The sequence below is a fragment of the Aquabacterium fontiphilum genome (assembly GCF_009909205.1).
GTDB lineage: Bacteria > Pseudomonadota > Gammaproteobacteria > Burkholderiales > Burkholderiaceae_C > Aquabacterium > Aquabacterium fontiphilum.
The window spans coordinates 43,749-67,679 of the sequence record NZ_JAAAPN010000002.1 but is presented as its reverse complement, the minus strand read 5'-3'; the positions used below and the strand labels follow the sequence as shown (position 1 = coordinate 67,679).

Here is a 23,931-nt window from a genome sequence, read left to right as displayed (position 1 = left end):
CTGCCCCTGGTGTTCACCGCCTGCCGCCCAGTCACGCCCGAGCCATACCCGTGCACCCTGATGTCCGTCGATACAGGCGGGGCGGCATGGGCCGCGCAGGAGGGTGCTTCCGTGCCCGGGCTGGGCTGGCTCGGCACCAGGACTACCGTGGCCCCCTACCCTTGCCCCTGGTGCTGACCAGCTCCACCCTGTCACGTGCGAGTCATACCCGTGCACCCTGATGTCCGTCGATACAAGCGGGGCGGCATGGGCCGCGCAGGAGGGTGCTTCCGCGCCCGGGCTGGGCAGGCTCAGCACCAGGACTGCCGTGGCCCGCCGCCCGTGTCCTTGGTGCTGACCGCCTGTCCCCACTGTCCCCAGCCGCCGGGGCGGTGTCCCCAGATTACATGGGGACAACTTTTCCTTTATATATCAATGACTTACACCAAATTTTCAAGTTGTCCCCACTGTCCCCACCGAAATTGGAAGTCACCCGCGAACCAATGCCCGCCGTAGTAGGGGGGGTTTCAATCTCTGGACCGCTTGCCGCCTTGACCGACCGGTTCCCTTCCCGTGCAGCACCGCGTAATGCACAGGGGGTACCCCACGACGGGAGGGCGGGTCAAAAGTCGAGGGCTTCACGCTGGACGGACCGACCGGTTCGTCATTTTCACGCGTGCGCAAGTTTTCGGGGTGGGGGGATAGGGTCGGCCTCAGAGGGCAGGCCGGGCATGCATCCCTGGCGTCAAAAAGAGGCGCGGCGCGTCTCCCCTGGCGGCCCAAACGCCCCCCAGCGGGGAAAGTCTGGGGGCAACTTTGGGGGCAACTTGAAAACGAAATATTCCGAGAACCCCTATCCATCGATGTTCTGACGCGACATTCAAGTGACCCCGGCCCACCAATCCCAAGGGCTCGGCCAACCGCCGGGCCCTTTCTTTTTTGACAGTCATTCGCTGCGGCGTGGGCGCATGTCAGAATGCCTTCGCATACCCGAGGGCGTACGATGACCAATGCGACTTTTCCGGTGGGCTTTCAGCCGCTGGCCGGCACCCCGCAGGACTGCCAGGACTGCGCACGCGGTGAACGGGTGGGGTTTCCGTTCGAATTTGCCTTCCAGCCCATCGTGGACGTGCGCACCCGTCAGGTGTTCGCGCATGAAGCCCTGGTGCGGGGGCCAGGCGGTGAAAGCGCCGCCTCGGTGTTGGCCCAGGTGACGGATGCCAACCGCTACCGGTTCGATCAGGCCTGCCGCGTCAAAGCCATCAAGGGCGCTGCGCAATTGGGCATTCGGGAATGTGTGTCCATCAACTTCCTGCCCAATGCCATCTACAAGCCCGAACTTTGCATCCAGACCACACTGGCGGCCGCACGGGCACACGGCTTTCCCATCGAGCGCATCATCTTCGAAGTGACCGAAGGCGAACGGGTGGAAGACGGCCCCTGGTTCGCGGAAATCCTGCGCGAGTACAAGCGCTGCGGCTTCAAGACGGCCATCGATGACTTCGGTGCGGGCTATGCCGGCCTGAAGCTGCTAGCCGACTTTCAGCCCGACTTGATCAAGATCGACATGGATCTGATCCGTCACATCGACACCTCGGCGACCAAGCAAGCCATCGTGCGCAACCTGGTGCGCCTGTGCGAAGACATGCGCATTGACGTCATCGCCGAGGGCATCGAGACGCCGGCAGAGCGGGACTTTCTGCGCGATGCGGGCATCCATCTGATGCAGGGCTATCTGTTTGCGAAGCCGGCGTTCAAGGCCGTCTCGCCCCTGGAGCCGCACACGTTGTCATAGCGCGTGCGCGGCGCCGTCAACGCGTCCCCATCAGTTGCCGCCAACGCGCCTGCAGTTCCACGTCGGGCGCGCCGACGGTTTGTATCTCACCGATGTAGACGCAGCCTGTATGACCGTCGAGCGTGAGCACGCTGCCCTCGGGCAAAACCACATCACCCAAGCGTATGCTGGCCTCGACTTCGTCGACGGCCAGTCCTTCGCAGGCTACGAGGCAGACCTTGTCGAGTTGGCGCGCCACCACCGCCGCATGAGAGGTACGGGCGCCGCGTTGAGTGAGCAGACCTCGTGCAGCTTGAAACGCGGCCACGTCGCTGGTTTCTGCGTCTTTTCGCACCAGGATCACGGGCTGCCCGGACTTGGCTAGCTCAACCGCGCGCGCAGGATCGAGCACCAGCTTGCCACTTGCCACGCCCGGACAGGCTGGTACCGCGCGCGCCGCCGGTGTAGGCGCCTGTGCCGGGTCGGAGACGTCTGCCAGCCGCAGATCCTGAAGCGCCTCGGCGCGCATGCCCTTGAGACGGGCCCGCGCAGTGGGTGCGTCGATCACCTGTTCGTCCAGCAAGTCGAGCGCAATGCGCGCTGCCGCCTTGGTGGTGCGCTTACCGTGGCGCGTCTGCAGAAAGTACAGCGTGCCGGATTCGACCGTGAACTCGAAGTCCTGCATGTCGCCCATGGCGTTCTCAAGCAGCTGCGTCTCGTCCTGCAGCTGCCGCCACACATCGGGCATCCACTGTGCGAGGGCATCGGCGCCGAGCACGGCACGCCGGCCTGCCACCACATCCTCACCCTGTGCATTGGGCAAGAAATCCACCCACAACGCATGCGCACCGGTTGTCGGATTGCGTGTGAAACCCACTCCCGACCCGGAATGGAGGCCACTGTTGCCGAAGACCATGCGCTGAATGGTCACAGCCGTGCCCATGTGATGGTCGATGTGGTTGAGCTCACGGTAGGTGCGTGCCTTCTCGGCATTCCAAGAGGCGAATATGGCCAGCACGGACTCGCGCAGTTGGTCAATTGGTGACTGTGGGAAGCGCTGGCCACAGGCGGCCTCGTAGATCTGCAGATGGCGCCGCGTCAACTCTCGGAGGTCGGCAAAATCGAGCTGTCGCTCGTCGCTGCCTCGCCCGAGCTCGGGGAGGATGGCGTCAAACGCATCTGCGGGGATGCCCTTGACCACCTCTCCGTAGCAGGCCACAAGCCGTCGGTACGAATCCCAGACCATGCGTGGATGGCCGGTCTGCCGGATCAGCCCCGAGACCGTGTCGTCGCACAGCCCGATGTTGAGGATCGTTTCCATCATGCCGGGCATGGACACCGCAGCGCCCGAGCGCACCGACAACAGCAAGGGATTTCGGGGATCGCCCAGCCGCTTTCCCACTAACGCTTCCAGGGCTGGAAGACCATGCTGCATCAGATCGGGCAGCGCCTTGTGGGGATGTTGCGCGTGAGCCGTGCCCAGCACCAGGGCCTCCGGCACGTTGAGCCCCAGATGGGCCATACGGGCCAGGTTGTAGGCCTTGTTGCCCATCTGCCGCGCATCGGCCCGAACAGGCACCGGCCGTTGCGGGTCGCCAATCAGATACAGGTGTGCGGGCCAGCGTGGCGCGCGCGGTGCGGCAGTCTGCTTCACAGGAACACCTCGGAACGTTGAAGAACCATGTTGCGCAAAGCGTGCCCTGAGCAAAGCAACGCATCGGTGGCGCGCTCCATCGCGCTGGCAAGATCGGTCAGCAGCACGAGCGTGTTGGCGTCCGAGAGCCGCTGCTGGATCAGGCTGCGGCGCACCCCCCTGAACAGCACGTCGCAATGCCGCTCCGCGTAAAGGATCTGCCAGATGAGCCGAAGCAGCGCCTCCTGCTCGCGCGCATCGTTCTCCATGTAGGTATGGCGTGCCATCTCGACGGCACGTACCCAGTCCTGCATGGCGCCCAGCGTCGCCAGCGCCAGCGCCTTGAGTTCGGCATGAACGGGCTCGGGCACACTCACTGCCGTCTGGGTGATGAGCTCCAGCACGAAGTGCGCTTCCTCCAGCGCATCAGCCACATCGTCTGCGTGCGACATCATGTCGACAAAGGCGCTGCGTACCGGCCGGCGGTCCAGCCTGCTGCGCGCCTTGATCAGCAGCTCGTCAGCGCGGCGCTCCCATTCCTTGGCCCGCGAGCCAATGCGCGCGACGTCTGCCGGCTCACTGCCAGTGAGCCAGGCCTCCAGGGCCACCTCCAGCGACTCGGCCAGCGCATGCATGGTGGCGGCGTGATCGGCCAGCAGATCGAACTCGACACTGCGCTGACGCACCGCACGCGACAGCAGCAACCGCGCCTCGTCGGCCACCACAGCCACGGGCAAGTCCTGCTGCATCATCTCGCTGGCCGTACGCAGCAACTGGCTCAGAAAGCGCTGTGCCGCCGCTTCGCCCAATGCCGTGTCGAGCCGCTCGCCAATACGAAATAGCTTGTCATCGAATTGCTGCATGGTGTCGTAGACCAGCGCCTCGCCGCCAGCCAGCAACCAGCCCATGTGCCCATACCGCTCACGGGCAGCTGCTTGCAGCAGACTGACAGCAACCGGCTTGCTCACGAACAGCATCAGGCGCTTGCGGGCGCGGTTCCAGTCGATCACGAACACGATGCGCGCGCCCAGTCCAGCGAGGGCTTCGCACAGATCTGCTGCCTCCAGGGCCTGGAAACGCGCGTGGCCGACCTGATAAGGCTTGCCCTCGTTAAGGCCCTCTGTGACATGGGGCAGGTCTACCGTCCATTGAAAGCCGACCTCCTCCAGCAGTGCCCTGAAGAAATCGAAACGTCCACGGTGAAGGTCGGAGTAGGTCAGCGCGATGGCATCCTCGCGCACCTGAATGACCAGCACGTGCGCATCATTGGTCCCGATGTCGTTCTGGATCAGCAACGTGTCGCCATCTCGGGTCACTGCCGTGTCCAGCCCTGGATGAGAAAACTTGAGCGCGGCGGTTTCATGAAGGCCGCGCATGAAGGCCTCGACATAGGGCCGGTCGTCTTCCCGGATCTGCCAGACATGCGCGCCGTCGATGAGCTCGGTCGACAGTTGCTGGGACAAGGCATTGATCTGCTTGTGCAGATCCATCACCAGCAGGTGCAGGCTATCGCCGCGTTTGCGCTCGCCATGAGTGAGCGCCGCCAACGCATCGCGCGCGAGCTCGTCCGCGTCGGCCAGGTCCTGCAGCCGGGTCAGCCAATGCGAACAGCGCGCTGAGAAGGACGCTTGCCCTGACTCGACTGCATCCTCCAACTGCGTCACCACGGGGCGTGCCATGGTCTGCAGGTCCTGCGCGAGCCCCTTGAAGACCTGTTGCAGGCCAGTGGCAATGAGACGGTCATCGTCCAGATAGGCGTGCTCACCCATTGCGTCGAGCATCGCCGCGTCCGGGCAACCCGCCTTGCGCAGCTCTGCTTCAAAGCTCATGCCCTGGGGCTTGCCAGTCTGTGCCTGCTGCCATGTTGATTGCAGCAGCGTCAGGTAGAGCTTGAGCCGGTCATTGGCTGCCAGCGCCGCCTTCACACGCGCAGGCAGGAGCAAGGAGGCTGAGCCCAACTCCTCGACAGCTTTTTCCTTGAGCATCCAGGTCCCTCCTCCGGCCGCCGCCGCTCACGTATGTGCATGAATGGCCGGATGGTGGAAGGGCAGTTTTGCGGTTTGGTGACAGCGGCGTCCCTCCCGGGCATCTGCTGGCATCCGTGCAGCACAGGTTGATCCGGATCAAGCTCGCTTCGACTCGCATGGTTTGCCATGAAAGTGTCAAAACCGAGCAGAACACTGCCCATGGCCGTTCACCCACGGAAAGCCGACCATGACGCAGTTACCGCCCGACATCCATCCGCCGCCCTTGCCGGGGCTCATGCTCGCCCTGGTTCGCGCCTGGCACCGACAAGCGCAGCCTTGGTGGAGAGGTGTGACCACGTCGTGGTCCTGGGGCCTGTCTCCAACCGCGGCGCAACTGGCCGCCACGGATTGGTGGCTGCACTGGGCTTCGGGGGCGGCAGGCATGCAGAACTGGATGAACGCGGCCACATCGAGTGCGTCGGCTCCTGGGATCCCACTCCTGGCCGATGCAACACGCGCCACGTCCGACAGCCGCTTTGCCCATCCCGCTTGGCAGCAATGGCCTTTCAACACAATGAAGGAGCAGTACGCCCAGTGGAGCGAACGGTTGATGGCCCAGGCGCGGCTGGAGGGCATGCAGCCTCATCATCAGCAGCTCATGGCCTTCATGACACGCCAGTGGATAGACATGGCGTCGCCAGCCAACTGGCCGTGGAGCAATCCGGAAATCGGTATGAAGGACGTCGAGACGCTGGGGATGAGCCGTCTCAAGGGCATGCAACTGTGGCTGGCCGACTTGCAGGCCCTGCTTCGTCACACGCTGAGCCGTCGAGGTGACCCGGAACACGCCGCGCCCATGTCATCGCCCGCGCTGCCGCCGCTGAGCCACATCGTCGGACGCGATGTGGCCACCACGCCGGGCAACGTGGTCATGCGCAACCACCTGGTCGAGTTGATCCAGTACGCCCCCAGCACGCCGTCCGTGGTCAGCGAGCCGCTGCTGATTGTGCCGTCATGCATCATGAAGTACTACATCCTTGACCTGTCGCCGCACAACTCGATGGTGCGCTACCTTCGGGATCAAGGCTTCACGGTCTTCATGCTGTCGTGGCGCAACCCGGACGAACATGATCGTGAACTGGGCATGGACGACTATCTGAGGCAAGGCCTGATCGACAGCATGGCGGCCATCCGCCGACTGACCGGGGCCGCGCGCGTGCACAGCCTGGGCTACTGTCTGGGGGGCACGTTTCTCGCGATGGCAGCCTGCCTGCTGGCCGGCGTGCGGCGCGAGCCGGACACGCGCATCAAGCTCGACGACCTGCCCGATCTGGCCAGCATGACCCTGCTGGCCGCCCAGACGGACTTTTCGGAGCCCGGCGACCTCGGCGTGTTCATCGACCCTGATCAGCTGCATCACCTGCAGCACGACATGCAACAGCGTGGCTTTCTATCGGGGCGACAGATGGCGGCAGCCTTTCAGCTGCTGAATGCACAGGATCTCATCTGGGCCCGTCAGACACGCCGCTACCTGCTAGGCGAAGAGGACAAGGGCATGGATCTGATGAGTTGGAACGCCGATGCCACCCGCCTGCCAGCCCGCATGCACAGCGAGTACCTTCATGAGCTGTTCCTGCGCAATGCTCTGGCCGCGGGGCATGCACGCGCGCTGGGCGAGCGCCTGGCGCTGATCGACATCCACTGCCCCATGCTGGTGGTCGGCACAGAAAAGGATCACGTCTCGCCCTGGAAATCGGTCTACAAAATCACCCTGCTGACCGATACCGACACCACGTTCATCCTGGCTTCTGGCGGGCACAACGCCGGCATCGTCAGCGAGCCCGGCCACCCTCATCGCCGTCACGCTTGGGGCCACCGGCCGCAAGGACAGCCCTGGCTGGCACCGGATCACTGGCTTGCCGATGCCACGCATTGCGAAGGCTCATGGTGGCCCGCAATGGCCGACTGGCTGCGGCAGCACAGCGACGGCGAGGTGGCTGCCCGTGTGGTTGCCATGCGCGACACGCTTGCACCCGCACCGGGCGAGTATGTGAAAGTGCGCCATGCTGATTGAGACCAGACCCGCGGTGTCCCTGCATGGCAAGCGGGGCTTGGTGGTCGGTTTGGCCAACGCACACAGCATTGCCTGGGGCTGCACGCGCACGGCGCACGCCGCCGGCGCGAAGGTGGTCGCCACCTGTCTGAACGACAAGGCCCGCGCCCTGGTAGCCGAGCTGGTCGACCCGCTGGGCATCCCGCTGATCAACTGCAATGTTGAGCAAGACGACGCGCTCGCCCAGTCCGTATCCCAAGCCGTGGACGCGCTCGGGGGGCTGGACTTCGTCGTTCACTCGATCGCCTGGGCGCCGCTGGCCGATCTGCATGGGCCCGTGCTTGACAGCAGCCGTGAGGGCTTTGCGCGGGCCATGAACATCTCATGCCATTCGCTGGCCGAGCTTGCACGCCTGTGCGTACCCCACATGCCCAGGGGGGGTGGCACCATCCTGACCATGAGCTATCTGGGCGCCGAGGTGGCCGTGCCGCACTATGGGCTCATGGGGCCCGTCAAAGCCGCGCTGGAGGCCTTGGTTCGTTATCTGGCGCTGGAGCTGGGCCCCAGGCAGGTGCGCGTGCACGCTGTCTCGCCTGGCCCCATCCTCACACGCGCGGCTGCGGGCATCGACCATTTCGACACGCTGATGGCCAACGCCATCACGAAGGCGCCTCTCGGGCGTCTGGTCACACTGAATGAGATCGGCCAGCTGTGCGCCTTTCTCTGCTCGGACGCCGCCAGTGGCATGACGGGCCAGACCCTGTATGTGGACGCCGGCGTGCACGCCGTGGACTGAACTGGAGGACATGGGATGAATTCACATGATCTGGACCTGATCGAGAACCTCACCTACGACGAGCTGCAGTTGGGTCAGCAGCAGACGCTGATACGCAGGCTGCAGGCCGATGACATCCTCGCCTTTGCCGCGGTATCGGGCGACACCAACCCGGCCCACCTGGACCCGGACTACGCCAGCCACACGCCATTTCATGGCGTGATTGCGCATGGCATGTGGGCCGCATCGCTCATCTCGGCGCTGCTGGGCACCCGCTTCCCAGGCGCGGGGACGATTTATCTGCACCAGGACCTTCACTTCCTGCGCCCTGTGCACGTGGGCGACACGCTCACCGTCACGGCGACCGTTGTGGCGAAGGAGGAGGGCAAACGCAGTGTCGAGCTCGACTGTCGCGTCATCAACCAGCACGGCGAAGCCGTGCTGACCGGGATGGCCCGGGTGCTGGCCCCTGCCGAGAAGCTACGGCACCGACGGATCGCACCGCATCGCATCCAGTTGCTGCCAGGCGCCAGTTGAAATGTGCCGCACTCACACCCTGGCCGTCTTCCACCGCCCACGGGTGAACAACCACAGCGTGAACAGCCCCACGCTGGTCTCCGAAACGAACACGCCCCAGAACACGCCGGTGTGGGCCAGGCCCATGGGCAAGGCCAGGGCCCAGGCCAGCGGAATCTGGATCAGCCAGAAGAAGACGAGGTTGATCCAGGTGGGCGTCATCGTGTCGCCGGCGCCGTTGAAGGCCTGCACGGCCACCATCCACCAGCCGTAGACGAAGTAGGAGTACGCCAGGATCGACAACCACTCGCCGCCAATGGCGATCACGGCCGGATCTGACGTGAAGAGCCGGATGATGGCGTCGTGCCAGAAGAAGAAGGCCACGGACACGGCGACGGTGAACACCATGTTCATCCAGCCGATGCGCCACACCGCGGCCTCGGCGCGATCCGGCTCGCCGGCGCCCAGGTTCTGGCCCACGAGCGTGGCGGCCGCATTCGACATGCCCCAGGCCGGCATCAGCGTGAACATCATGACCCGCATCGCGATGGTGGCGCCCGCGACCGCCTCGGTCGACACGCTGGCGAGGATGCGCATCAGGAAAATCCATGCCGTCATCGCCACAATCATCTGCCCGATGCCGCCCATCGAGGTGCGCACGATCTGCCCCAGCGTGGCGAAGTCAGGCCGCAAGTGCCGAACCAGCACGCGCAGGTGTTCGCTGCCGCGCGCCAGGATCCACAGCTGCATCAGCACCCCAACGCCGCGCCCGATGTTGGTGGCAATCGCCGCACCCTCGATGCCCATCGCAGGAACGGGGCCCCAGCCAAAGATCAGGATGGGATCGAGCACGATGTTGAGTGCATTGGCCACCCACAGCACGCGCATGGCCGCGGCCGCATCGCCTGCACCGCGGAACACCGCGTTGATCACGAACAGCAGCAGGATGACGGCGTTGCCGCCCAGCATCCACTGCGTGTAGCGGTAGCCGTGTTCGATGGCCCAGGCATCCGCCCCCATGAGGCGCAACAGATCCTGCGCCCAGACGATGCCCGCGACGGTGACTGGCAGCGAGACAACCACCGCCACGATGATGGCCTGCACGGCCGACAAGGCAGCCTCGTCACCCCGCTGCTCGCCCACGCGCCGGGCCACCACGGCCGTGACCGCCATTGACAGGCCGATGGCCACCGAATACAGCAAGAACAGATAGGTTTCGGTCAGCCCCACCGTGGCCACCGCCGAGGCACCGAGCTGGGCGACGAAAAAGATGTCGACCACCGCGAAGGCCGACTCCAGCACCAGCTCCAGCATCATCGGAATGGCGAGCAGAAACACCGCGCGCTTGAGCGGGATGCGCGCGTAGTCGGCGTTGGTGCCGCGCAGGGCAGCGCGCAGGTCGGCCCAGAACGAGCCAGCAGGCATCTCGGTGTTCACTTGCATGACTTCAGCTCGGCATACACCGGCAGCAACCCGCAGTAACGTCGCGTTACGCACCCTTGTCCGAAACAGTCAGAATATGGTCCCATGATTTCTCTCAGGTGGCCGCAGCATCCACGGCCCGAAGCCTGACACGGTAACGCAAGGCGCACCACAAGCACGCCGGCAGCGTTGCATGGCCCTCCGCTGTCCTTCACCTTGCCTTGCGACAAGCCCGGCACCCGCCTGGCTTGTCAGCCGTACACGTCCATGAACTCGCACGACCTTGACCTCGTCGAAAACATTCCCTATGACGAACTGCAGCTGGGCCAGAGCCAGCAGTTGATGCGCACCCTCACGATGCAAGACATCGTCGCCTTCGCCGCCGTCTCGGGCGACACCAACCCCGCGCATCTGGATGCCGAGTACGCGAGCCGCACGCCGTTTGGTGGCGTCATTGCGCATGGCATGTGGGCAGCGTCGCTGATCTCGGCGCTGCTGGGCACGCGCTTCCCCGGCGCAGGCACCATTTACCTGTCACAGGACTTGCGCTTCATGCTGCCCGTGCGCCCTGGTGACAGCCTCACCGCCACCGCCACCGTGGTGGCCAAGGACGACGCCAAGCGGCGCGTGACACTCGATTGCGTGGTGGTGAACCAGCACGGCCAGACCGTGCTTCAGGGTCAGGCCAAGGTGCTGGCTCCGCGTGAGAAGCTGCGCCACGCACGCATCGCCGTGCCCGCCATCCAGCTCGTCGACGCCTGAACCAGGCGGCGCGCTGCGATCTCAGCGCATCGCGCTCAGCTGGAAGTGCTGCTCCAGGAAACGCCCGAAGGTCTCCACCGTCTCGAGCGCGAGCTTGAGCTGGCCAATCTGCAGGCGATCGAGCGCTTCGAAGTTCAGATGGTTGTGCGGGGTTTCGCCGGCCGTCAGCGCATCGAACTGGGCCTTCAGCCGCATCTGCAGCAGCAAGTCGAAGCTGGCAGTGAGGTTACGGGCCTGCTTGGCCGTCAATACCTTGGCGTCCTCCAGCATCTGGATGCGCTGATGCGTGTTGCCGCCGACCAGCCCCTGCTGCTGGATCAGCACCTTGACGCCTTCGGTGATCGGAAAGAGCCCGTTCTTCTTGACGTCGAAGGTGTGTACACCGTCACGCAGCTCCAGCGCGATCCGGCCAAACCAGCCAAAGGGGTGCGTGAAGCGCACGATGTTGGCTGCGGAGCGGGCCAGGAACGGCGCACTGGTGGACACTGCCTGGATCACCGCCTGCTGTAGCTCCTGCGCCAGGGCCGGATCGCCATACAGCCGACGCATGTCGAAGAACATGGTGCCATGCACCACGTTGTCGGGCACCGGCGTGCTGTACCACTTGTGCACGGTCAGGCGCCAGTCGCGCAGGCTGCGCCGCCATTCGGGGTTGCGGGCCATGATGCCCCCCGTGCACTCCGGGATGCCGATGTCGATGAGCGCCTGGATCAGGGCCTGGCTGAAGCGTTCCAGCTCGGCCACCTCTTCGGTTGAGAGGTCGTCGGCGTAGACGATGGCGTTGTCCTGGTCGGTGGCCAGGGTCTGCTCCCCTCGACCTTCACTGCCCAGCACCAGAAAGGCATATCGCCGGGTGAGCGTCGGGAAGCCCTGTCGCACCAGCTTGAGAACGCGCACCAGAAGCAGATCGTTCAAGCGCGCCACCGTGCCCACCAGTTCACCGATGTGCAGCCCCTGGCGGAACAGGTCGACGGCCATCTTCTGCACCTCGTCATGCAGCGCGCGCAGTTCGTCGAGCGAGCCGGCCCGCTCGATGTCCAGCACCAGCCCGAGCGCAGAGCGCGTCTGCAGCCGCTGCAAGTCGGTGCCCGTGACCATGCCGATCAACTGGCCGGTCGTGTCGGTCACGCAGATGCGATGGATGCGGCGGCGGCTCATCTGATAGAGCGCCTCGTACAGCGGTCGGTCTTCGCTGATGGTGATCAGCGGGCCGGTCATGATGTCGGCCGCCAGGGTGGTACGCGGGTCCAGCCCCTGGGCCAGCATGGCGCGCAGATCGCGGTCGGTGATGATGCCGGCGTGTTGGCCATCGCGGCTCACGATGATGCTGGAGATGCTGCGGGTCTGCATGATGGCCGCCACCTCGTTGACCGACAGGCCGGCATCGCAGGTGATCACTTCATGACGGGCCACCGAGCGCACGGGCTCGAAGAAAGGTGTGCTCTCGTTCAAACGCGCCTCCTCAGGTGTCGCCGCGGGATCATTGTGCGCCCGACCCGGCTGGTGGCCGAGACGGGGGCAGCCGCTGGTTTGATCTGGCACAAGAATAGCGCGCGATGCCCCAACTGACATGACAAACAGACGGCGCTCCTGCCTATAGTTGGCCATTCCTGCCGAAACAAGGAGCGCACCATGACCGCCATGATGAAAGCCGCCGTGTTTGTCGAGCCCGGGCGCATCGAACTCGCCGACAAGCCCGTTCCGGACGTCGGCCCCAACGATGCGCTGGTGCGCATCACCACCACCACGATCTGCGGCACGGATGTGCACATCCTCAAGGGCGAGTACCCGGTCGCACGGGGCCTGACCGTGGGCCACGAGCCTGTGGGCGTGATCGAGAAGCTCGGCAGCGCCGTGGTCGGCTATCAGGAAGGCCAGCGCGTGATCGCCGGCGCCATCTGCCCCAACTTCAACTCGTATGCCGCACAGGATGGCGCCCCGGCACAGGACGGCAGCTACCTTGTGCCCAAGGGCCTGTGCGGCTGCCACGGCTACAAGGCCACGGCCGGCTGGCGCTTCGGCAACCTCATCGACGGCACGCAGGCCGAGTACGTGCTGGTGCCCGATGCGCAGGCCAACCTCGCCCCCATCCCCGATGGCCTGACGGATGAGCAGGTGCTGATGTGCCCGGACATCATGTCCACCGGCTTCAAGGGCGCCGAGAACGCCAACATCCGCATCGGCGACACCGTGGTGGTGTTCGCACAAGGGCCGATCGGCCTGTGCGCCACGGCCGGTGCGCGGCTGCTGGGCGCCACCACCATCATCGCGGTCGACAGCAATGAACATCGCCTGGGCATCGCCCGCAAGCTGGGCGCCGATGTCACGCTCAACTTCAAGCAATGCGATGTGGTCGACGAGGTGATGAAGCTCACCGGGGGCAAGGGCGCCGATTCGTCCATTGAGGCCCTGGGCCTGCAGACCACGTTCGAATCGGCCCTGCGGGTGCTCAAGCCGGGCGGCACGCTGTCCAGCCTGGGCGTCTACTCCGAAGACCTCACCATCCCGCTGTCGGCCTTTGCCGCGGGGCTGGGCGACCACCAGATCCGTACCGCGCTGTGCCCTGGCGGCAAGGAGCGCATGCGCCGGCTCATGAACGTGCTGGCAGCCAACCGGCTCGATCTGGGTGTGCTGGTGACGCATGAGTACAAGCTCGACGACATCGTCGCCGCCTATGACCTGTTTTCTCATCAACGCGACGGCGTGCTGAAGGTCGCCATCAAGCCCTGAGGTACACTTTGCCCCGTCATGGGGGAGTAGCCGCTCGCACCGACAGGCTGCAAGTCGCTTGCGGCTGCGTTGCGAGGTCGACGTCAACACACTTGGCCCGCAGGCCATGGCGTCGACAGCCCACACTGCCTGGCAAGACCTTTGACCACCCTGCTTCCTGCGCTGGCCGGAGAAGCATCGTGGTCATTCGTCTGTTGTCCCGGCCAGCACCCATCTGTGTCCCCACATGGAAGCTCTCTTCATCTCCACTGGCGTCGTGGCGCTGGCCGAAATCGGCGACAAGACCCAGTTGCTCGCCTTCTTGCTGGCCGCGCGCTTCAAGCGCCCCCTGCCCATCATCTTTGGCATCCTGATCGCCACGCTGATCAACCATGCGCTGGCTGGCGCCGTCGGCGCCTGGCTCACGCGGCTGGTGCAGCCCGAGACGCTGCGCTGGGTGCTGGGCCTGTCCTTCATCGGCATGGCCGTGTGGACGATGATCCCCGACAAGATCGAAGAGGACGAGACCAATGTGTCGTCCAAGCTGGGCGTGTTTGGTGCCACGCTGGTGACCTTCTTCCTGGCCGAGATGGGCGACAAGACGCAGATCGCCACCGTGGCGATGGCTGCGAAGTACGCCGACATGGTGTGGGTGGTGATCGGCACCACGCTGGGCATGATGCTGGCCAACGTGCCGGCCGTGTTCGCAGGCGACAAGCTGGCCGAGCGCATCCCGATGAAGCTCGTACACGGCATCGCTGCCGCGCTGTTCGCCATCCTCGGTGCGGCCACGCTGATGGGCGCCGGACGCGGTCTGGGCTTGTGAGCCCCGCGGGGACGTGCAGCCGCTCAGCAGTCGGGGGTCCGCAGCCCTGGCCACTGCGCCAGTGCGTGCTGCGCGGCGTCGTAACCCATCTGGATCAGCTCGTCAGCCCGGGCGAACTCCAGAAACCGGATGTGGCCCAGCCGCGGCTGGATCAGCAAGTCGGGCGGCTCCAGCGCCAGGCGGGTCTGGGTGATGCGCGTCTCCATCACGTTGATCGACGCCAGCAGCACCTCGAAGATGCTGGGCTGCGGCTCTTGCGCGGCCGGCGCCACGCCGCGCGCCAGGGCCAGGCCCTTGGCCCACTCGCTGGCCTGCAGGCGCTCACGCAACTCGTGCATGGCGCGTCGGTAACTGGCCAGCCAGGGGGCAGCGTCAGGCAGGGTCACGGGCGTGCGGTCTATCAGTGGCCGGAAGTTCTTGCCCGCCACGATCTGGTGGTTCAGATCGACGGCGATCACGACATCGGCCCCCATGGCCCGCGCCACACTGACCGGCACCGGGTTGACCAGGCCACCGTCGACCAGGATGCTGCCGTTGCGCCGCACGGGCGTGAAGATGCCCGGCACCGAGATGCTGGCACGCACGGCCTCGATGAGGTCGCCGGACTGGAGCGCGACCTCCTGCCCGGTCATGAGGTCGGTGGCCACGGCCGCAAAGCGCACCGGAAGGTCTTCGATGCGGACGCTGCCGACATGCTCGCGCACCAACTCACTCACCCGCGCGCCGTCCAGCAGGCCTGAGCGTGGCAGCACCACGTCGAAGAACGACAGCGTGCGGCGCCAGTCGAACGCCTGGAACGTGGCAGCCAGCTGGTCTTGCTGGCCTGCTGCGCAGATTGCGCCCACCAGCGCCCCCATGCTGCTGCCCACGATGCAGTGGCAGCGCAAGCCCGCCTCATCCAACGCCCGCACGACGCCCAGGTGCGCCAGCCCGCGCGCCGAGCCGCTGCCCAGCACGAGACCGATGCGCGCGGGCGAGCGTGGTGGCTGCTGCGGTGATGGTGGCGGGTGCCCGGTGGTCATGGCCTTCTTTCTACACCGGTTTGACACGGTTGCCACGTGCCGCTAGGCTGAGCGGATGTCTCGCGTCTTGCGTCTGTGCTGGATCTGCCTGCTGGCCCTGACCCTGCCCCTCAAGGGCTGGGCGCTGGTCAGCGGCGCGCATTGCCAGGGGCAGGTACACGTGCCGGTGGTGGCAGTTGCAGTGGAAGCAGCCGCAGACGTCGACGCCTGCCCGCACCATGCGGCGGGCCAGGGCGCGGACACGGATGCGGACACCTCCGCGCCGCAGCCACCCCAGGCGGGCACCGACAACGGTCACACCTGCAGCGCCTGCGCGCACTGCAACACAGGCACCGCCCCCCCTAGCATCTGGCTGGCTCCCGTGGCAGCCGACATGCCACACGCCCCGCCCGAAGCCGACACCACACGCTGGCAATCGGCCACGCTGCGGCAGCTGGATCGGCCGCCCACCCGTCGCACCGCCTGAGTTCGACGGCGCGGGCGCGTGTGCACCCACACGCCCTCCCGCCCCCTCCTCCCGCCATCCCTCACCTGCCTGTCCGGCCAGCCTCACTTGGTCGGGCGAAGTTCACCATGCATGCAACTGCCCTGAACCGGCGTGCCCAGGCCTGGCTGCTGGCCTGCGCCTGTGGCGCCGCCTTGCTGACCGTCTCACCTGCCCCGGCACACGCCAACGATCCGACCCGGGCCGATGCGCCCGTGCCCGCCCTGCACCACGAATCGGCCCTGCGCCATTACCGCGCCCTCGGGCCGACGCCGCCACTGTCTTGGCAGCAGGCCAATGAGCGCGTCAACCGCATCGGCGGCTGGCGCGCCTACGCCCGCGAGGCCCACGCAACAGATCCCGCGCCGGATCCTGCGCCGAATCACGCACCACAAGCTGCGCCCGCCCCCAGGAAGGAGAACGGCCATGCGCACCATTGAGCCAAGCACCACGCGCCGCACGGGCTGCACACGCCGCCTGGCCCTGTGGGGGCTGACGCCGCTGGTGCTTGCGCTCGGGGGCTGCGCCAGCCTGGCCACTGATGGCGGGCTGGAGGGCGTGCGCGCCCACACCGCGGCCCACAGCGCCACCCAGCTGGCGGGCGGCCCGCTGCAATGGGCCCGTACGGCCGACGAGCGCCGCGCCGCATCCGACCGGGTCAACGAACTGCTGGCCCAGCCGCTGGATGCCGAGCGCGCCGTGCAGGTCGCGCTGCTCAATCACCGCGGGCTGCAAGCGGCCTATGCCGAGGTGGGCATCAGCGACGCCGACCGGGTACAGGCCACGCGTCTGACCAACCCCGGCTTCAGCTTCGGGCGCTCCCGTCAGGGCGACGAGCGCGAGATCGAGCGCGGCATCCACGTGAACCTGGCTCGGCTGGTGTTCATGCCCACGCTCAGCCGCCTGAGCGAGCAGCAGCTGCAACAGACGCAGTTGCGCGTGGCCCAGCAGGCGCTGCAGGTGGCCGCCGAGGCGCGCAAGGCCTACTACGAGGCCGTGGCCGCGCAAGAGCGTCGCCGCTACATGCAGCAGGTGATGCAGGCCGCCGAGGCCAGCGCCACCCTGGCACAGCGCATGGCCCAGGTGGGCAACTTCAACCGGCTGCAGCAGGCGCGCGAACAGGGCTTTCATGCCGAGGCCGCGCTCGGGCTGGCGCGTGCACAGCGCGCCGAACACGCCGCGCGCGAGCGCCTGATCCGCGCCCTGGGCCTGTGGGGCGCGCAAACCGCGTTCAAGCTGCCAGAGCGCCTGCCCGATCTGCCGGCCACATTGCCCGAACGCCCCGAGGTGGAGCGCGAAGCCATGACCCAGCGGCTGGATGTGAAAGCCGCAGTCGCCGCCACGCAATCCACCGCAGCCAACCTGGGCCTGACCCGGCAGACGCGGCTGATCAATGTGCTGGAAGTCGGCGCCAGCCGCGCCAGCTCCAATGAAGAGCCGTCGACAACCGGCTGGGAGGTGTCGCTCGAGTTGCCGCTGTTCGACTGGGGCGGCGCCCGCGTGGCCCGTGCCGAAGCGGTCTACCTGCAGGCGGTGGACCGCGCGGCCGAGACGGCCATCCGCGCGCGCTCCGAGGTGCGCGAGGCCTATGTCAACCATCGCACGGCCCATGACATTGCCCGCCACCTGCGCGACGAGGTCGTGCCGTTACAGCAGCGCATCTCTGAAGAGAACCTGCTGCGCTACAACGGCATGCTGATCGGCGTGTTCGACCTGCTGGCCGATGCACGCGCCCAGGTGCACAGCGTGGCGGCCTACCTGGATGCGCTGCGCGACTTCTGGCTGGCCCAGGCCGACCTGGATCTCGCCATGGTGGCCAGCCCGAACCTGTCGGCCCCGTCGAGCGGCAGCGCGCCCGCCATGGCGGCGGGCGGTGATCCGCACTGATTGGCACTGCCCCTCCCGACATCCCCCACATCTCACCGAACACCAAACCGACATGACATCCCGACGTGCCTTCCTTTCTGGTGCCGGCGCCCTCACCGCCGCCGTGGGCAGCGCTGCGGTCAGCAAGGTGGCCATGGCCGCCCTGCCCGAGCCCGTCATCCAGACCCGCCCCGACACCATGCCCCCGTTGGTGCCCAACACCGGACGGCCCTACAACCCCGTCGTCACGCTCAACGGCTGGACGCTGCCCTGGCGCATGAACAACGGCGTCAAAGAGTTTCACCTCGTGGCCGAGCCGGTGGTGCGGGAGATGGCGCCCGGCTTCAAGGCCCATCTGTGGGGCTACAACGGCCAGAGCCCCGGCCCCACCATTGAGGTGGTCGAAGGCGACCGTGTGCGCATCTTCGTCACCAACAAGCTGGGCGAGATCACCAGCATCCATTGGCATGGCCAGCGCCTGCCCAGCGGCATGGACGGCGTGACCGGCCTGACGCAGCCCGGCATCCCGCCGGGCAAGACCTTTGTGTACGAGTTCGTCGCGCGCCGCCCCGGCACCTTCATGTACCACCCACACGCCGACGAGATGGTGCAGATGGCCATGGGCATGATGGGCTTCTGGGTGACGCACCCCAAGGGCCGGCACCCGCTGATCAATGAGGTTGACCGCGACTTCTGCTTCCTGCTCAATGCCTACGACATCGAGCCGGGCAGTGCCACGCCCAAGATCATGACCATGCTCGACTTCAACATCTGGAGCTGGAACAGCCGGGTGTTCCCGGGCATCGACCCGCTGGTGGTGCGCCACATGGACAAGGTGCGCATCCGCATCGGCAACCTCACGATGACCAACCACCCGATGCACCTGCATGGCCACGAGTTCGTCATCAGCGGCACCGATGGTGGGCCTACCCCAAAGAGCGCACGTTGGCCCGAGATCACCGCCGACATCGCCGTGGGCCAGATGCGCCAGCTCGACTTCGTGGCCGACGAGGAGGGCGACTGGGCCTTCCATTGCCACAAGAGCCACCACACGATGAACGCCATGGGCCACAACGTGCCCACCATGATTGGCGTGGACCACAGCGGCGTGGCCCGGCAGATCACGAAGCTGATCCCCGACTACATGGTCATGGGCGAGCGCGGCATGAAGGACATGACCGAGATGGAGATGCCCCTGCCCGACAACACCGCGCCCATGATGGCCGGACAGGGCCCGTTCGGCGCCATCGGCATGGGCGGCATGTTCTCGGTGCTCAAGGTGCGCAAGGGCTTGGCCCGAGGCGACTACCGCGACCCGGGCTGGTTCAAGCACCCAGCCGGCACCGTGGCGTACGAGTACGCCGGCCCGGCGCCTGCCCCGCATCGTCAGCCCGCACCACCGGCTGCGCCTGGCGATGTCGAAGTGAAGGTACGCAAGCCTGGCCATCAAGGCGGACACCACGGCCACTGAAAGACCACGCCATGAACCCATCACACGTTCTCGCGCTCGCCCTGGCCAGCGCGCTCATCAGCCCCTCAGCCCTGGCCCATGGCGCCGCCCATGGACACGCCCCAGCCGATGTCCCGCATGCACCGGCTCGCAGCACCAGCGCACCGGCCGAGCAGCAGCCGTGGGGCATCGCCGGCCGCGCGGAACAGGTCACCCGCGTGGTCGACATCCGCATGAACGACCGCATGCGCTTTGCGCCCGACCACCTGAGGGTGCGCCAGGGCGAGACGCTGCGGCTGCGTGTGCACAACGATGGCCAGGTCCTTCACGAACTGGTCATCGGCACCCAGGCCGAGTTGCGCAAGCACGCCGACCTGATGAAACGCTTTCCCGAGATGGACCATGACGAGCCGCACATGGTTCATGTGGCCCCGGGCCAGACCGGCGAGTTGATCTGGACCTTCAACCGCCCGGGATCGTTCGATTTCGCGTGCCTGCTGCCCGGCCACTTCGAGGCCGGCATGGTGGGCCGCATCACCGTCACACCGAGGAAGACACAATGAACCGACGAGACAGCCTCACGCGTCTGGGCGCACTGGCCGCCCTGCTCGCCACACCCCACGCCTGGGCCAGCCCAGGCAGCAAGCCGCCAGCCACCCGTCCCGCCGTGCAGGTCTGGAAGGACCCCAACTGCGGTTGCTGCCAGGACTGGGTCGACCACCTCACGCAGCACGGCTTTGCCGTGCAGGTGATCGACGAGGGCAACGCCGAGATGCGCAAGCGGCTGGGCATGCCGCAGAAATACGGCTCATGCCACACTGCGCGGGTGCAAGGCTATGTGATCGAGGGGCACGTGCCGGCCAGTGACATCCATCGCCTGCTCAGGGAGCGGCCGCGGGCCCTTGGCCTCGCCGTGCCCGGGATGCCTCTGGGCTCGCCCGGCATGGACGGCCCCGCCTACGGCGGGCGCAACCAGCGTTACGACGTCCTGCTGGTGGCGCGCGACGGCTCGACCCAGGTCTTCAGCACCCACAACTGACGCCTCCTGGCATGTCAACATACATGCCTTGATCAGGAGGTTGGCGCTTGCATACGCTGTTCGGTGAGTTCGCCCTGCTGCTGGCCATCTCGGCGGCGGCAGGCGCCATGTCGCTGTGGCTGCGTCAGCCCGTGCTGATTGCCTACATCGTGGTGGGCATTGCAGCAGGTCCGGCCGTGCTGGGGCTGGTCACGGCCCATGAGCAGCTCGACCTGCTGGCCCAGGTGGGCGTGGCGATGCTGCTGTTTCTGGTCGGCATCAAGCTCGATTTGCAGCATGTCCGCCACATCGGGCCCGTGGCGCTGGCCACTGGCATCGGGCAGTTGGCCTTCACCATCATCCTGGGCTTCGCCTTGCTGCTTCTCATGGATCGGCCGGTGCTTGAAGCCCTGTATGTGGCCGTGGCCCTGACCTTCTCCAGCACCATCATCATCGTCAAACTGCTGTCGGACAAGCGCGAGATGGACTCGCTGCATGGCCGCATTGCCGTGGGCTTTCTGATTGTTCAGGATCTGGCCGTCGTGCTGGCCATGATGGGCATGTCGGCCCTGCGCATGAGCGATGACGCCAGCACGCTCAGCGTGTTGGGTTCACTGGCCTGGCGGATGGTGGCTGCCGCTGCGCTGCTGTACGTGGCCATGCGGCATGTGCTGCCCCCGCTGGTGCGCTGGATGGCCCGCTCGCAAGAGTTGCTGCTGATCTTCGCCGTGGCCTGGGGCACCAGCCTGGCGGCACTTGGCGAGTGGGCCGGGTTCTCCAAAGAGGCTGGCGCCTTTCTTGCGGGCTTCTCGCTGGCCTCCACGGCCTACCGCGACGCCATCAGCGCCCGACTCAGCGGCCTGCGCGATTTCCTGCTGCTGTTTTTCTTTCTGGATCTCGGCGCCAAGCTGGACATGTCCCAGCTGGGCAGCGAAGTCGGCCCTGCAGCGGTGCTGTCGCTCTTCGTGCTGATCGGCAACCCGCTCATCGTGATGGCCATCATGGGCTACATGGGCTACCGGCGGCGCACGGGTTTGCTCGCCGGACTCACCGTCGCACAGATCAGCGAGTTCTCGATCGTCTTCGTGGCCATGGGCATCACGCTGGGGCATGTTGGCCCTTCGGCACTGGGATTGACGACGCTGGTGGGGCTGGTGACGATCACGGCATCGACCTACATGATTCTGTACTCTCAGCCGCTCTACCAACGCCTGAGTCCCTGGCTGCGCATCTTCGAGCGGCAGACACCGCACCGGGAAGCCATCGCCGGCCAGTCAGAACAGGGCATCCAGGAGGCACCGGATGTTCTGGTCTTCGGCCTGGGCCGCTATGGCGGTCGGCTGGCGCAGGGCCTGCGCCGTGCAGGCGTGCGGGTCATGGGCGTGGATTTCGACCCCGAGCGTGCCCGGCAGCTTGACCGTCACGGCCTGCCCACCCGCTTTGGCGACGGCATGGACGCCGATTTTCTCGAAACCCTGCCCCTGCGTCAGGCCCGGTGGGTGGTCAGCACCTTGCCGGAGGTGGAGGCGAACGCCATCCTGCTGGCCGCGCTCAAGGCTCATCACTTCGAGGGCCATTGCATCATGGTGTCGCGAGAGCAGGGCGACGAAGCCAGGCTGCGCGCCATGGGCGCTCAGACCGTGCTCAATCCTGTGCGCGATGCAGTGGACAACGCCATCGAGCAGCTGACCGCGCTCGTCACCGAAGGAAGGCGCTGAGATGGACGTCCAATGGAACTGGGTCTTCAGCGTCGCGGCGGCCATCATGCTGTTCCTGCACGGGCTGGCTGCGTTTTCCGACGAGGTGACGCGACTGGGTGGCGAGCGCATGCGGGCGCTGCTGCACCGCGTGACGCGATCCGACTGGCTGGGCGCCACGATGGGCGCGCTGGCCACCACGGTGGTGCAATCGTCATCGGCCGTGACCTCAATGGCCGTGGGCCTGGCCGACAAGCACACGCTCAGCCCGCGCGGCGCCACAGCGGTGATGATTGGTGCCAATGTGGGCACGACGCTGACCGCCTGGCTGGTGGCGTTCAAGGTGGTCGGCCTGGGGCCTGTCTGCCTTACGGTGGGTGGCCTGTGGTCCTTGATCGGGCCGCGCCCCTGGCGAGCCTGGGGTAAACCGTTGTTCTACTTCGGTCTGATCTTTCTGGCGCTCGACCTGATCTCGCAGGCGCTGGCGCCGCTGGCGCAACACCCCCAGCTGCCACACTGGCAAGCCAACCTGGCCGAGCCGGCGCTGGCCTTGCTGTTCGGCGCGCTGCTCACAGCCGTGGTGCAATCTTCCAGCGTGGTCAGCGGCCTGGCGGTCATCAGCGTCAGCCAGGGCGTGCTGCCCATCGAGATGGCACTGTGGATGCTCGTGGGCTCCAATGTGGGCACCACCTCCACGGCCTTGCTGGCCAGCAGCGCGCTGGGCAGCGTGGCGCGCAAGCTCGCCTGGCTGAACACAGCATTCAAGGTACTGGGGGTGCTGCTGTTTGCCACGGTGTTGCAGCCAGTGATCTCGCTGATCATGGCGTCCAGCCTCACGGCGGCTCATCAGGTTGCGCTGGTGCACACGGTGTTCAACGTGGCTGCGGCCGTGGTGGCGCTGCTCATCATCCCGCGGGCCTGGCCGCATCTGGAGGGCTGGCTGCACAGCCCTGCCGAGTCCCAGGCCTGAGGCGTGGCACACTGCGCGGCCATGTCCCTGCCCGCCGATTTCGTCGAACGCTTTCAGCAGCTGTGCCCGCCCGAGCTGCGGGACGCGGCGTGGCGTTCATTCTCCGAACCCAAGGCCGTGAGCTTTCGGCTCAACGCGCTGCACGCCGAAGCCGCCTCCGCCCTGACCGACATGCGCACCGCAGGCCTCACGCCCGAGCCGGTGGCCTGGGCGGAGTCTCAGGGCGTCCAAGCGTGGCTGTGTCCGGCCGCGCAGCGCGAGGCGCTGACCCATGGCCCGTGGGCCAACGATGGGCGCATCTACATCCAGAGCCTCTCCAGCATGTTGGCGCCTATCCTGCTGGCGCCCACCGCCGACGACTGGGTGCTCGACCTGGCCGCCGCGCCAGGCGGCAAGACCATCCTGATGGCCGAGATGATGGGCAACGCCGGCAAGATCAGCGCGGTCGAGCCCGTCAGCGGGCGCTTCCACCGCCTCAAGGCCAATCTCGATCGCATGGGCATCACCAACACCCGCTGCTACCTGAAGGACGGGCGAGAGATTGGCCGTCTCAAGCCTGACACCTTTCAGCGCGTGATGCTGGATGCGCCCTGTTCGTCAGAAAGCCGCTTCCGCGCCGACGCGCCAGACAGCATCGACCACTGGAGCCTGCGCAAGGTGGCCGAGTGCGCCCGCAAGCAGGAGCGCCTGATCCTGAGCGCCTACGACGGCCTGGCGCCGGGGGGGCAACTGCTGTACTGCACCTGTTCGTACGCGCCCGAAGAAAACGAGCGCATCGTGGCCCACCTGCTCAAGAAGCGTGCGGGCGCCGAGGTGCTGCCGCCGCCTGCCTGGGTGTTGGCCCTGCCAAACGTGCGGCCCGGCATCGGCAGTTGGCAGGACAAGCCGTTGCCTGAGGCCTGCGCGCAGACGCTGAGGGTGTGGCCCACAGCCGAGATGGATGGCTTCTACCTCGCGCTGATCCACAAGGGTGCGCGGGGCGGCGAGGCCGGCTTCCTATAATCGCTC

The 23,931-nt window shown here is 66.3% G+C and carries 21 protein-coding genes and 1 riboswitch; of the genes, 16 read left to right on the top strand and 5 right to left on the bottom strand.

The annotated features are described in order from the left end of the window. The first annotated feature begins 982 nt into the window (after positions 1-982). A complete protein-coding gene (locus GTZ97_RS02355) occupies positions 983-1,774 on the top strand; it encodes an EAL domain-containing protein (protein ID WP_161648922.1) in 792 nt (263 codons plus the stop codon). Positions 1,775-1,790: 16 nt separating this feature from the next. Here the strand turns inward: GTZ97_RS02355 and GTZ97_RS02350 are convergent, their stop codons facing one another. After that, the gene (locus GTZ97_RS02350; RefSeq protein WP_330863528.1) at positions 1,791-3,407 is read right to left on the bottom strand and encodes a PEP/pyruvate-binding domain-containing protein; all 1,617 of its coding nucleotides are present in this window, start codon (positions 3,405-3,407) and stop codon (positions 1,791-1,793) included. Next, positions 3,404-5,371 (bottom strand): DUF47 domain-containing protein, encoded by a 1,968-nt coding sequence (locus GTZ97_RS02345; protein ID WP_161648921.1) that lies wholly within the window; start codon positions 5,369-5,371, stop codon positions 3,404-3,406. Before GTZ97_RS02345 ends, GTZ97_RS02350 begins: the two co-directional genes overlap by 4 nt. Positions 5,372-5,600: 229 nt before the next feature. On the opposite strand from GTZ97_RS02345, the gene GTZ97_RS02340 reads away from it, so the two are divergent. The 3 genes from GTZ97_RS02340 to GTZ97_RS02330 are packed head-to-tail and all read left to right on the top strand — an operon-like array spanning position 5,601 to position 8,718. Then, positions 5,601-7,427, top strand: a complete 1,827-nt coding sequence (locus GTZ97_RS02340) for a PHA/PHB synthase family protein (protein WP_236650976.1) — start codon at positions 5,601-5,603, stop codon at positions 7,425-7,427. Beyond that, entirely contained in the window at positions 7,417-8,202 is a 786-nt protein-coding gene (gene fabI, locus GTZ97_RS02335; protein ID WP_161648920.1) for an enoyl-ACP reductase FabI, read from the top strand. The genes GTZ97_RS02340 and fabI overlap by 11 nt, the downstream gene beginning before the upstream one ends. Before the next feature lie 15 nt (positions 8,203-8,217). After that, entirely contained in the window at positions 8,218-8,718 is a 501-nt protein-coding gene (locus GTZ97_RS02330) for a MaoC/PaaZ C-terminal domain-containing protein (protein WP_161648919.1), read from the top strand. A gap of 12 nt (positions 8,719-8,730) precedes the next feature. Here the strand turns inward: GTZ97_RS02330 and GTZ97_RS02325 are convergent, their stop codons facing one another. Further along, positions 8,731-10,140 carry an MATE family efflux transporter gene (locus GTZ97_RS02325; protein WP_201748139.1) on the bottom strand — a complete coding sequence of 470 codons (1,410 nt, stop codon included), beginning with the start codon at positions 10,138-10,140 and terminating at the stop codon, positions 8,731-8,733. 246 nt (positions 10,141-10,386) lie between these two features. On the opposite strand from GTZ97_RS02325, the gene GTZ97_RS02320 reads away from it, so the two are divergent. Then, positions 10,387-10,881, top strand: coding sequence for a MaoC/PaaZ C-terminal domain-containing protein (locus GTZ97_RS02320; protein WP_161648918.1), 495 nt, complete (start codon positions 10,387-10,389; stop codon positions 10,879-10,881). Between the two features lie 21 nt (positions 10,882-10,902). On the opposite strand, the gene GTZ97_RS02315 is transcribed toward GTZ97_RS02320, so the two are convergent. Further along, on the bottom strand, positions 10,903-12,333 hold the full coding sequence (locus GTZ97_RS02315) for a DUF294 nucleotidyltransferase-like domain-containing protein (RefSeq protein ID WP_201748138.1): 1,431 nt from the start codon (positions 12,331-12,333) through the stop codon (positions 10,903-10,905). 180 nt (positions 12,334-12,513) lie between these two features. On the opposite strand from GTZ97_RS02315, the gene GTZ97_RS02310 reads away from it, so the two are divergent. Both GTZ97_RS02310 and GTZ97_RS02305 read left to right on the top strand, forming a co-directional pair. Further along, positions 12,514-13,611 (top strand): NAD(P)-dependent alcohol dehydrogenase, encoded by a 1,098-nt coding sequence (locus GTZ97_RS02310; protein WP_161648916.1) that lies wholly within the window; start codon positions 12,514-12,516, stop codon positions 13,609-13,611. A gap of 9 nt (positions 13,612-13,620) precedes the next feature. Next, a riboswitch (yybP-ykoY riboswitch) is annotated at positions 13,621-13,819 on the top strand. A gap of 18 nt (positions 13,820-13,837) precedes the next feature. Further along, positions 13,838-14,416 (top strand): TMEM165/GDT1 family protein, encoded by a 579-nt coding sequence (locus GTZ97_RS02305; protein ID WP_161648915.1) that lies wholly within the window; start codon positions 13,838-13,840, stop codon positions 14,414-14,416. Positions 14,417-14,439: 23 nt separating this feature from the next. Here GTZ97_RS02305 and GTZ97_RS02300 read toward each other — a convergent pair whose 3' ends face one another. Next, a complete protein-coding gene (locus GTZ97_RS02300) occupies positions 14,440-15,438 on the bottom strand; it encodes a patatin-like phospholipase family protein (protein WP_161648914.1) in 999 nt (332 codons plus the stop codon). A gap of 55 nt (positions 15,439-15,493) precedes the next feature. Here GTZ97_RS02300 and GTZ97_RS02295 point away from each other — a divergent pair, with 55 nt between their 5' ends. From GTZ97_RS02295 to GTZ97_RS02255, 9 genes are all read left to right on the top strand, one after another. Next, entirely contained in the window at positions 15,494-15,904 is a 411-nt protein-coding gene (locus GTZ97_RS02295; RefSeq protein ID WP_161648913.1) for a hypothetical protein, read from the top strand. Between the two features lie 107 nt (positions 15,905-16,011). Beyond that, positions 16,012-16,362 carry a hypothetical protein gene (locus GTZ97_RS02290; RefSeq protein ID WP_161648912.1) on the top strand — a complete coding sequence of 117 codons (351 nt, stop codon included), beginning with the start codon at positions 16,012-16,014 and terminating at the stop codon, positions 16,360-16,362. Beyond that, complete coding sequence (locus GTZ97_RS02285; RefSeq protein ID WP_161648911.1) at positions 16,349-17,809, top strand: TolC family protein; 1,461 nt, start codon at positions 16,349-16,351, stop codon at positions 17,807-17,809. The genes GTZ97_RS02290 and GTZ97_RS02285 overlap by 14 nt, the downstream gene beginning before the upstream one ends. A 52-nt stretch (positions 17,810-17,861) precedes the next feature. Continuing rightward, positions 17,862-19,259: a multicopper oxidase family protein gene (locus GTZ97_RS02280; RefSeq protein ID WP_161648910.1), complete on the top strand. Its 1,398-nt coding sequence runs from the start codon at positions 17,862-17,864 to the stop codon at positions 19,257-19,259. Positions 19,260-19,270: 11 nt separating this feature from the next. Beyond that, on the top strand, positions 19,271-19,801 hold the full coding sequence (locus GTZ97_RS02275; protein ID WP_161648909.1) for a cupredoxin domain-containing protein: 531 nt from the start codon (positions 19,271-19,273) through the stop codon (positions 19,799-19,801). Then, positions 19,798-20,277, top strand: a complete 480-nt coding sequence (locus GTZ97_RS02270; protein ID WP_161648908.1) for a DUF411 domain-containing protein — start codon at positions 19,798-19,800, stop codon at positions 20,275-20,277. Before GTZ97_RS02275 ends, GTZ97_RS02270 begins: the two co-directional genes overlap by 4 nt. 47 nt (positions 20,278-20,324) lie before the next feature. Next, on the top strand, positions 20,325-21,974 hold the full coding sequence (locus GTZ97_RS02265) for a cation:proton antiporter (protein ID WP_161648907.1): 1,650 nt from the start codon (positions 20,325-20,327) through the stop codon (positions 21,972-21,974). Position 21,975: 1 nt separating this feature from the next. Further along, positions 21,976-22,923, top strand: coding sequence for a Na/Pi cotransporter family protein (locus GTZ97_RS02260; RefSeq protein WP_161648906.1), 948 nt, complete (start codon positions 21,976-21,978; stop codon positions 22,921-22,923). A gap of 21 nt (positions 22,924-22,944) precedes the next feature. After that, positions 22,945-23,925, top strand: a complete 981-nt coding sequence (locus GTZ97_RS02255; RefSeq protein ID WP_161648905.1) for an RsmB/NOP family class I SAM-dependent RNA methyltransferase — start codon at positions 22,945-22,947, stop codon at positions 23,923-23,925. Positions 23,926-23,931: the final 6 nt, after the last annotated feature.

Bases quoted from the DNA above. Each gene is read 5' to 3' on its own strand.
- GTZ97_RS02355 (WP_161648922.1), top strand. From the start codon at position 983: ATGACCAATGCGACTTTTCCGGTGGGCTTTCAGCCGCTGGCCGGCACC.
- GTZ97_RS02345 (WP_161648921.1), bottom strand. From the start codon at position 5,371: ATGCTCAAGGAAAAAGCTGTCGAGGAGTTGGGCTCAGCCTCCTTGCTC.
- GTZ97_RS02340 (WP_236650976.1), top strand. From the start codon at position 5,601: ATGACGCAGTTACCGCCCGACATCCATCCGCCGCCCTTGCCGGGGCTC.
- fabI (WP_161648920.1), top strand. From the start codon at position 7,417: ATGCTGATTGAGACCAGACCCGCGGTGTCCCTGCATGGCAAGCGGGGC.
- GTZ97_RS02330 (WP_161648919.1), top strand. From the start codon at position 8,218: ATGAATTCACATGATCTGGACCTGATCGAGAACCTCACCTACGACGAG.
- GTZ97_RS02325 (WP_201748139.1), bottom strand. From the start codon at position 10,140: ATGCAAGTGAACACCGAGATGCCTGCTGGCTCGTTCTGGGCCGACCTG.
- GTZ97_RS02320 (WP_161648918.1), top strand. From the start codon at position 10,387: ATGAACTCGCACGACCTTGACCTCGTCGAAAACATTCCCTATGACGAA.
- GTZ97_RS02310 (WP_161648916.1), top strand. From the start codon at position 12,514: ATGACCGCCATGATGAAAGCCGCCGTGTTTGTCGAGCCCGGGCGCATC.
- GTZ97_RS02305 (WP_161648915.1), top strand. From the start codon at position 13,838: ATGGAAGCTCTCTTCATCTCCACTGGCGTCGTGGCGCTGGCCGAAATC.
- GTZ97_RS02300 (WP_161648914.1), bottom strand. From the start codon at position 15,438: ATGACCACCGGGCACCCGCCACCATCACCGCAGCAGCCACCACGCTCG.
- GTZ97_RS02295 (WP_161648913.1), top strand. From the start codon at position 15,494: ATGTCTCGCGTCTTGCGTCTGTGCTGGATCTGCCTGCTGGCCCTGACC.
- GTZ97_RS02290 (WP_161648912.1), top strand. From the start codon at position 16,012: ATGCATGCAACTGCCCTGAACCGGCGTGCCCAGGCCTGGCTGCTGGCC.
- GTZ97_RS02285 (WP_161648911.1), top strand. From the start codon at position 16,349: ATGCGCACCATTGAGCCAAGCACCACGCGCCGCACGGGCTGCACACGC.
- GTZ97_RS02280 (WP_161648910.1), top strand. From the start codon at position 17,862: ATGACATCCCGACGTGCCTTCCTTTCTGGTGCCGGCGCCCTCACCGCC.
- GTZ97_RS02275 (WP_161648909.1), top strand. From the start codon at position 19,271: ATGAACCCATCACACGTTCTCGCGCTCGCCCTGGCCAGCGCGCTCATC.
- GTZ97_RS02270 (WP_161648908.1), top strand. From the start codon at position 19,798: ATGAACCGACGAGACAGCCTCACGCGTCTGGGCGCACTGGCCGCCCTG.
- GTZ97_RS02260 (WP_161648906.1), top strand. From the start codon at position 21,976: ATGGACGTCCAATGGAACTGGGTCTTCAGCGTCGCGGCGGCCATCATG.
- GTZ97_RS02255 (WP_161648905.1), top strand. From the start codon at position 22,945: ATGTCCCTGCCCGCCGATTTCGTCGAACGCTTTCAGCAGCTGTGCCCG.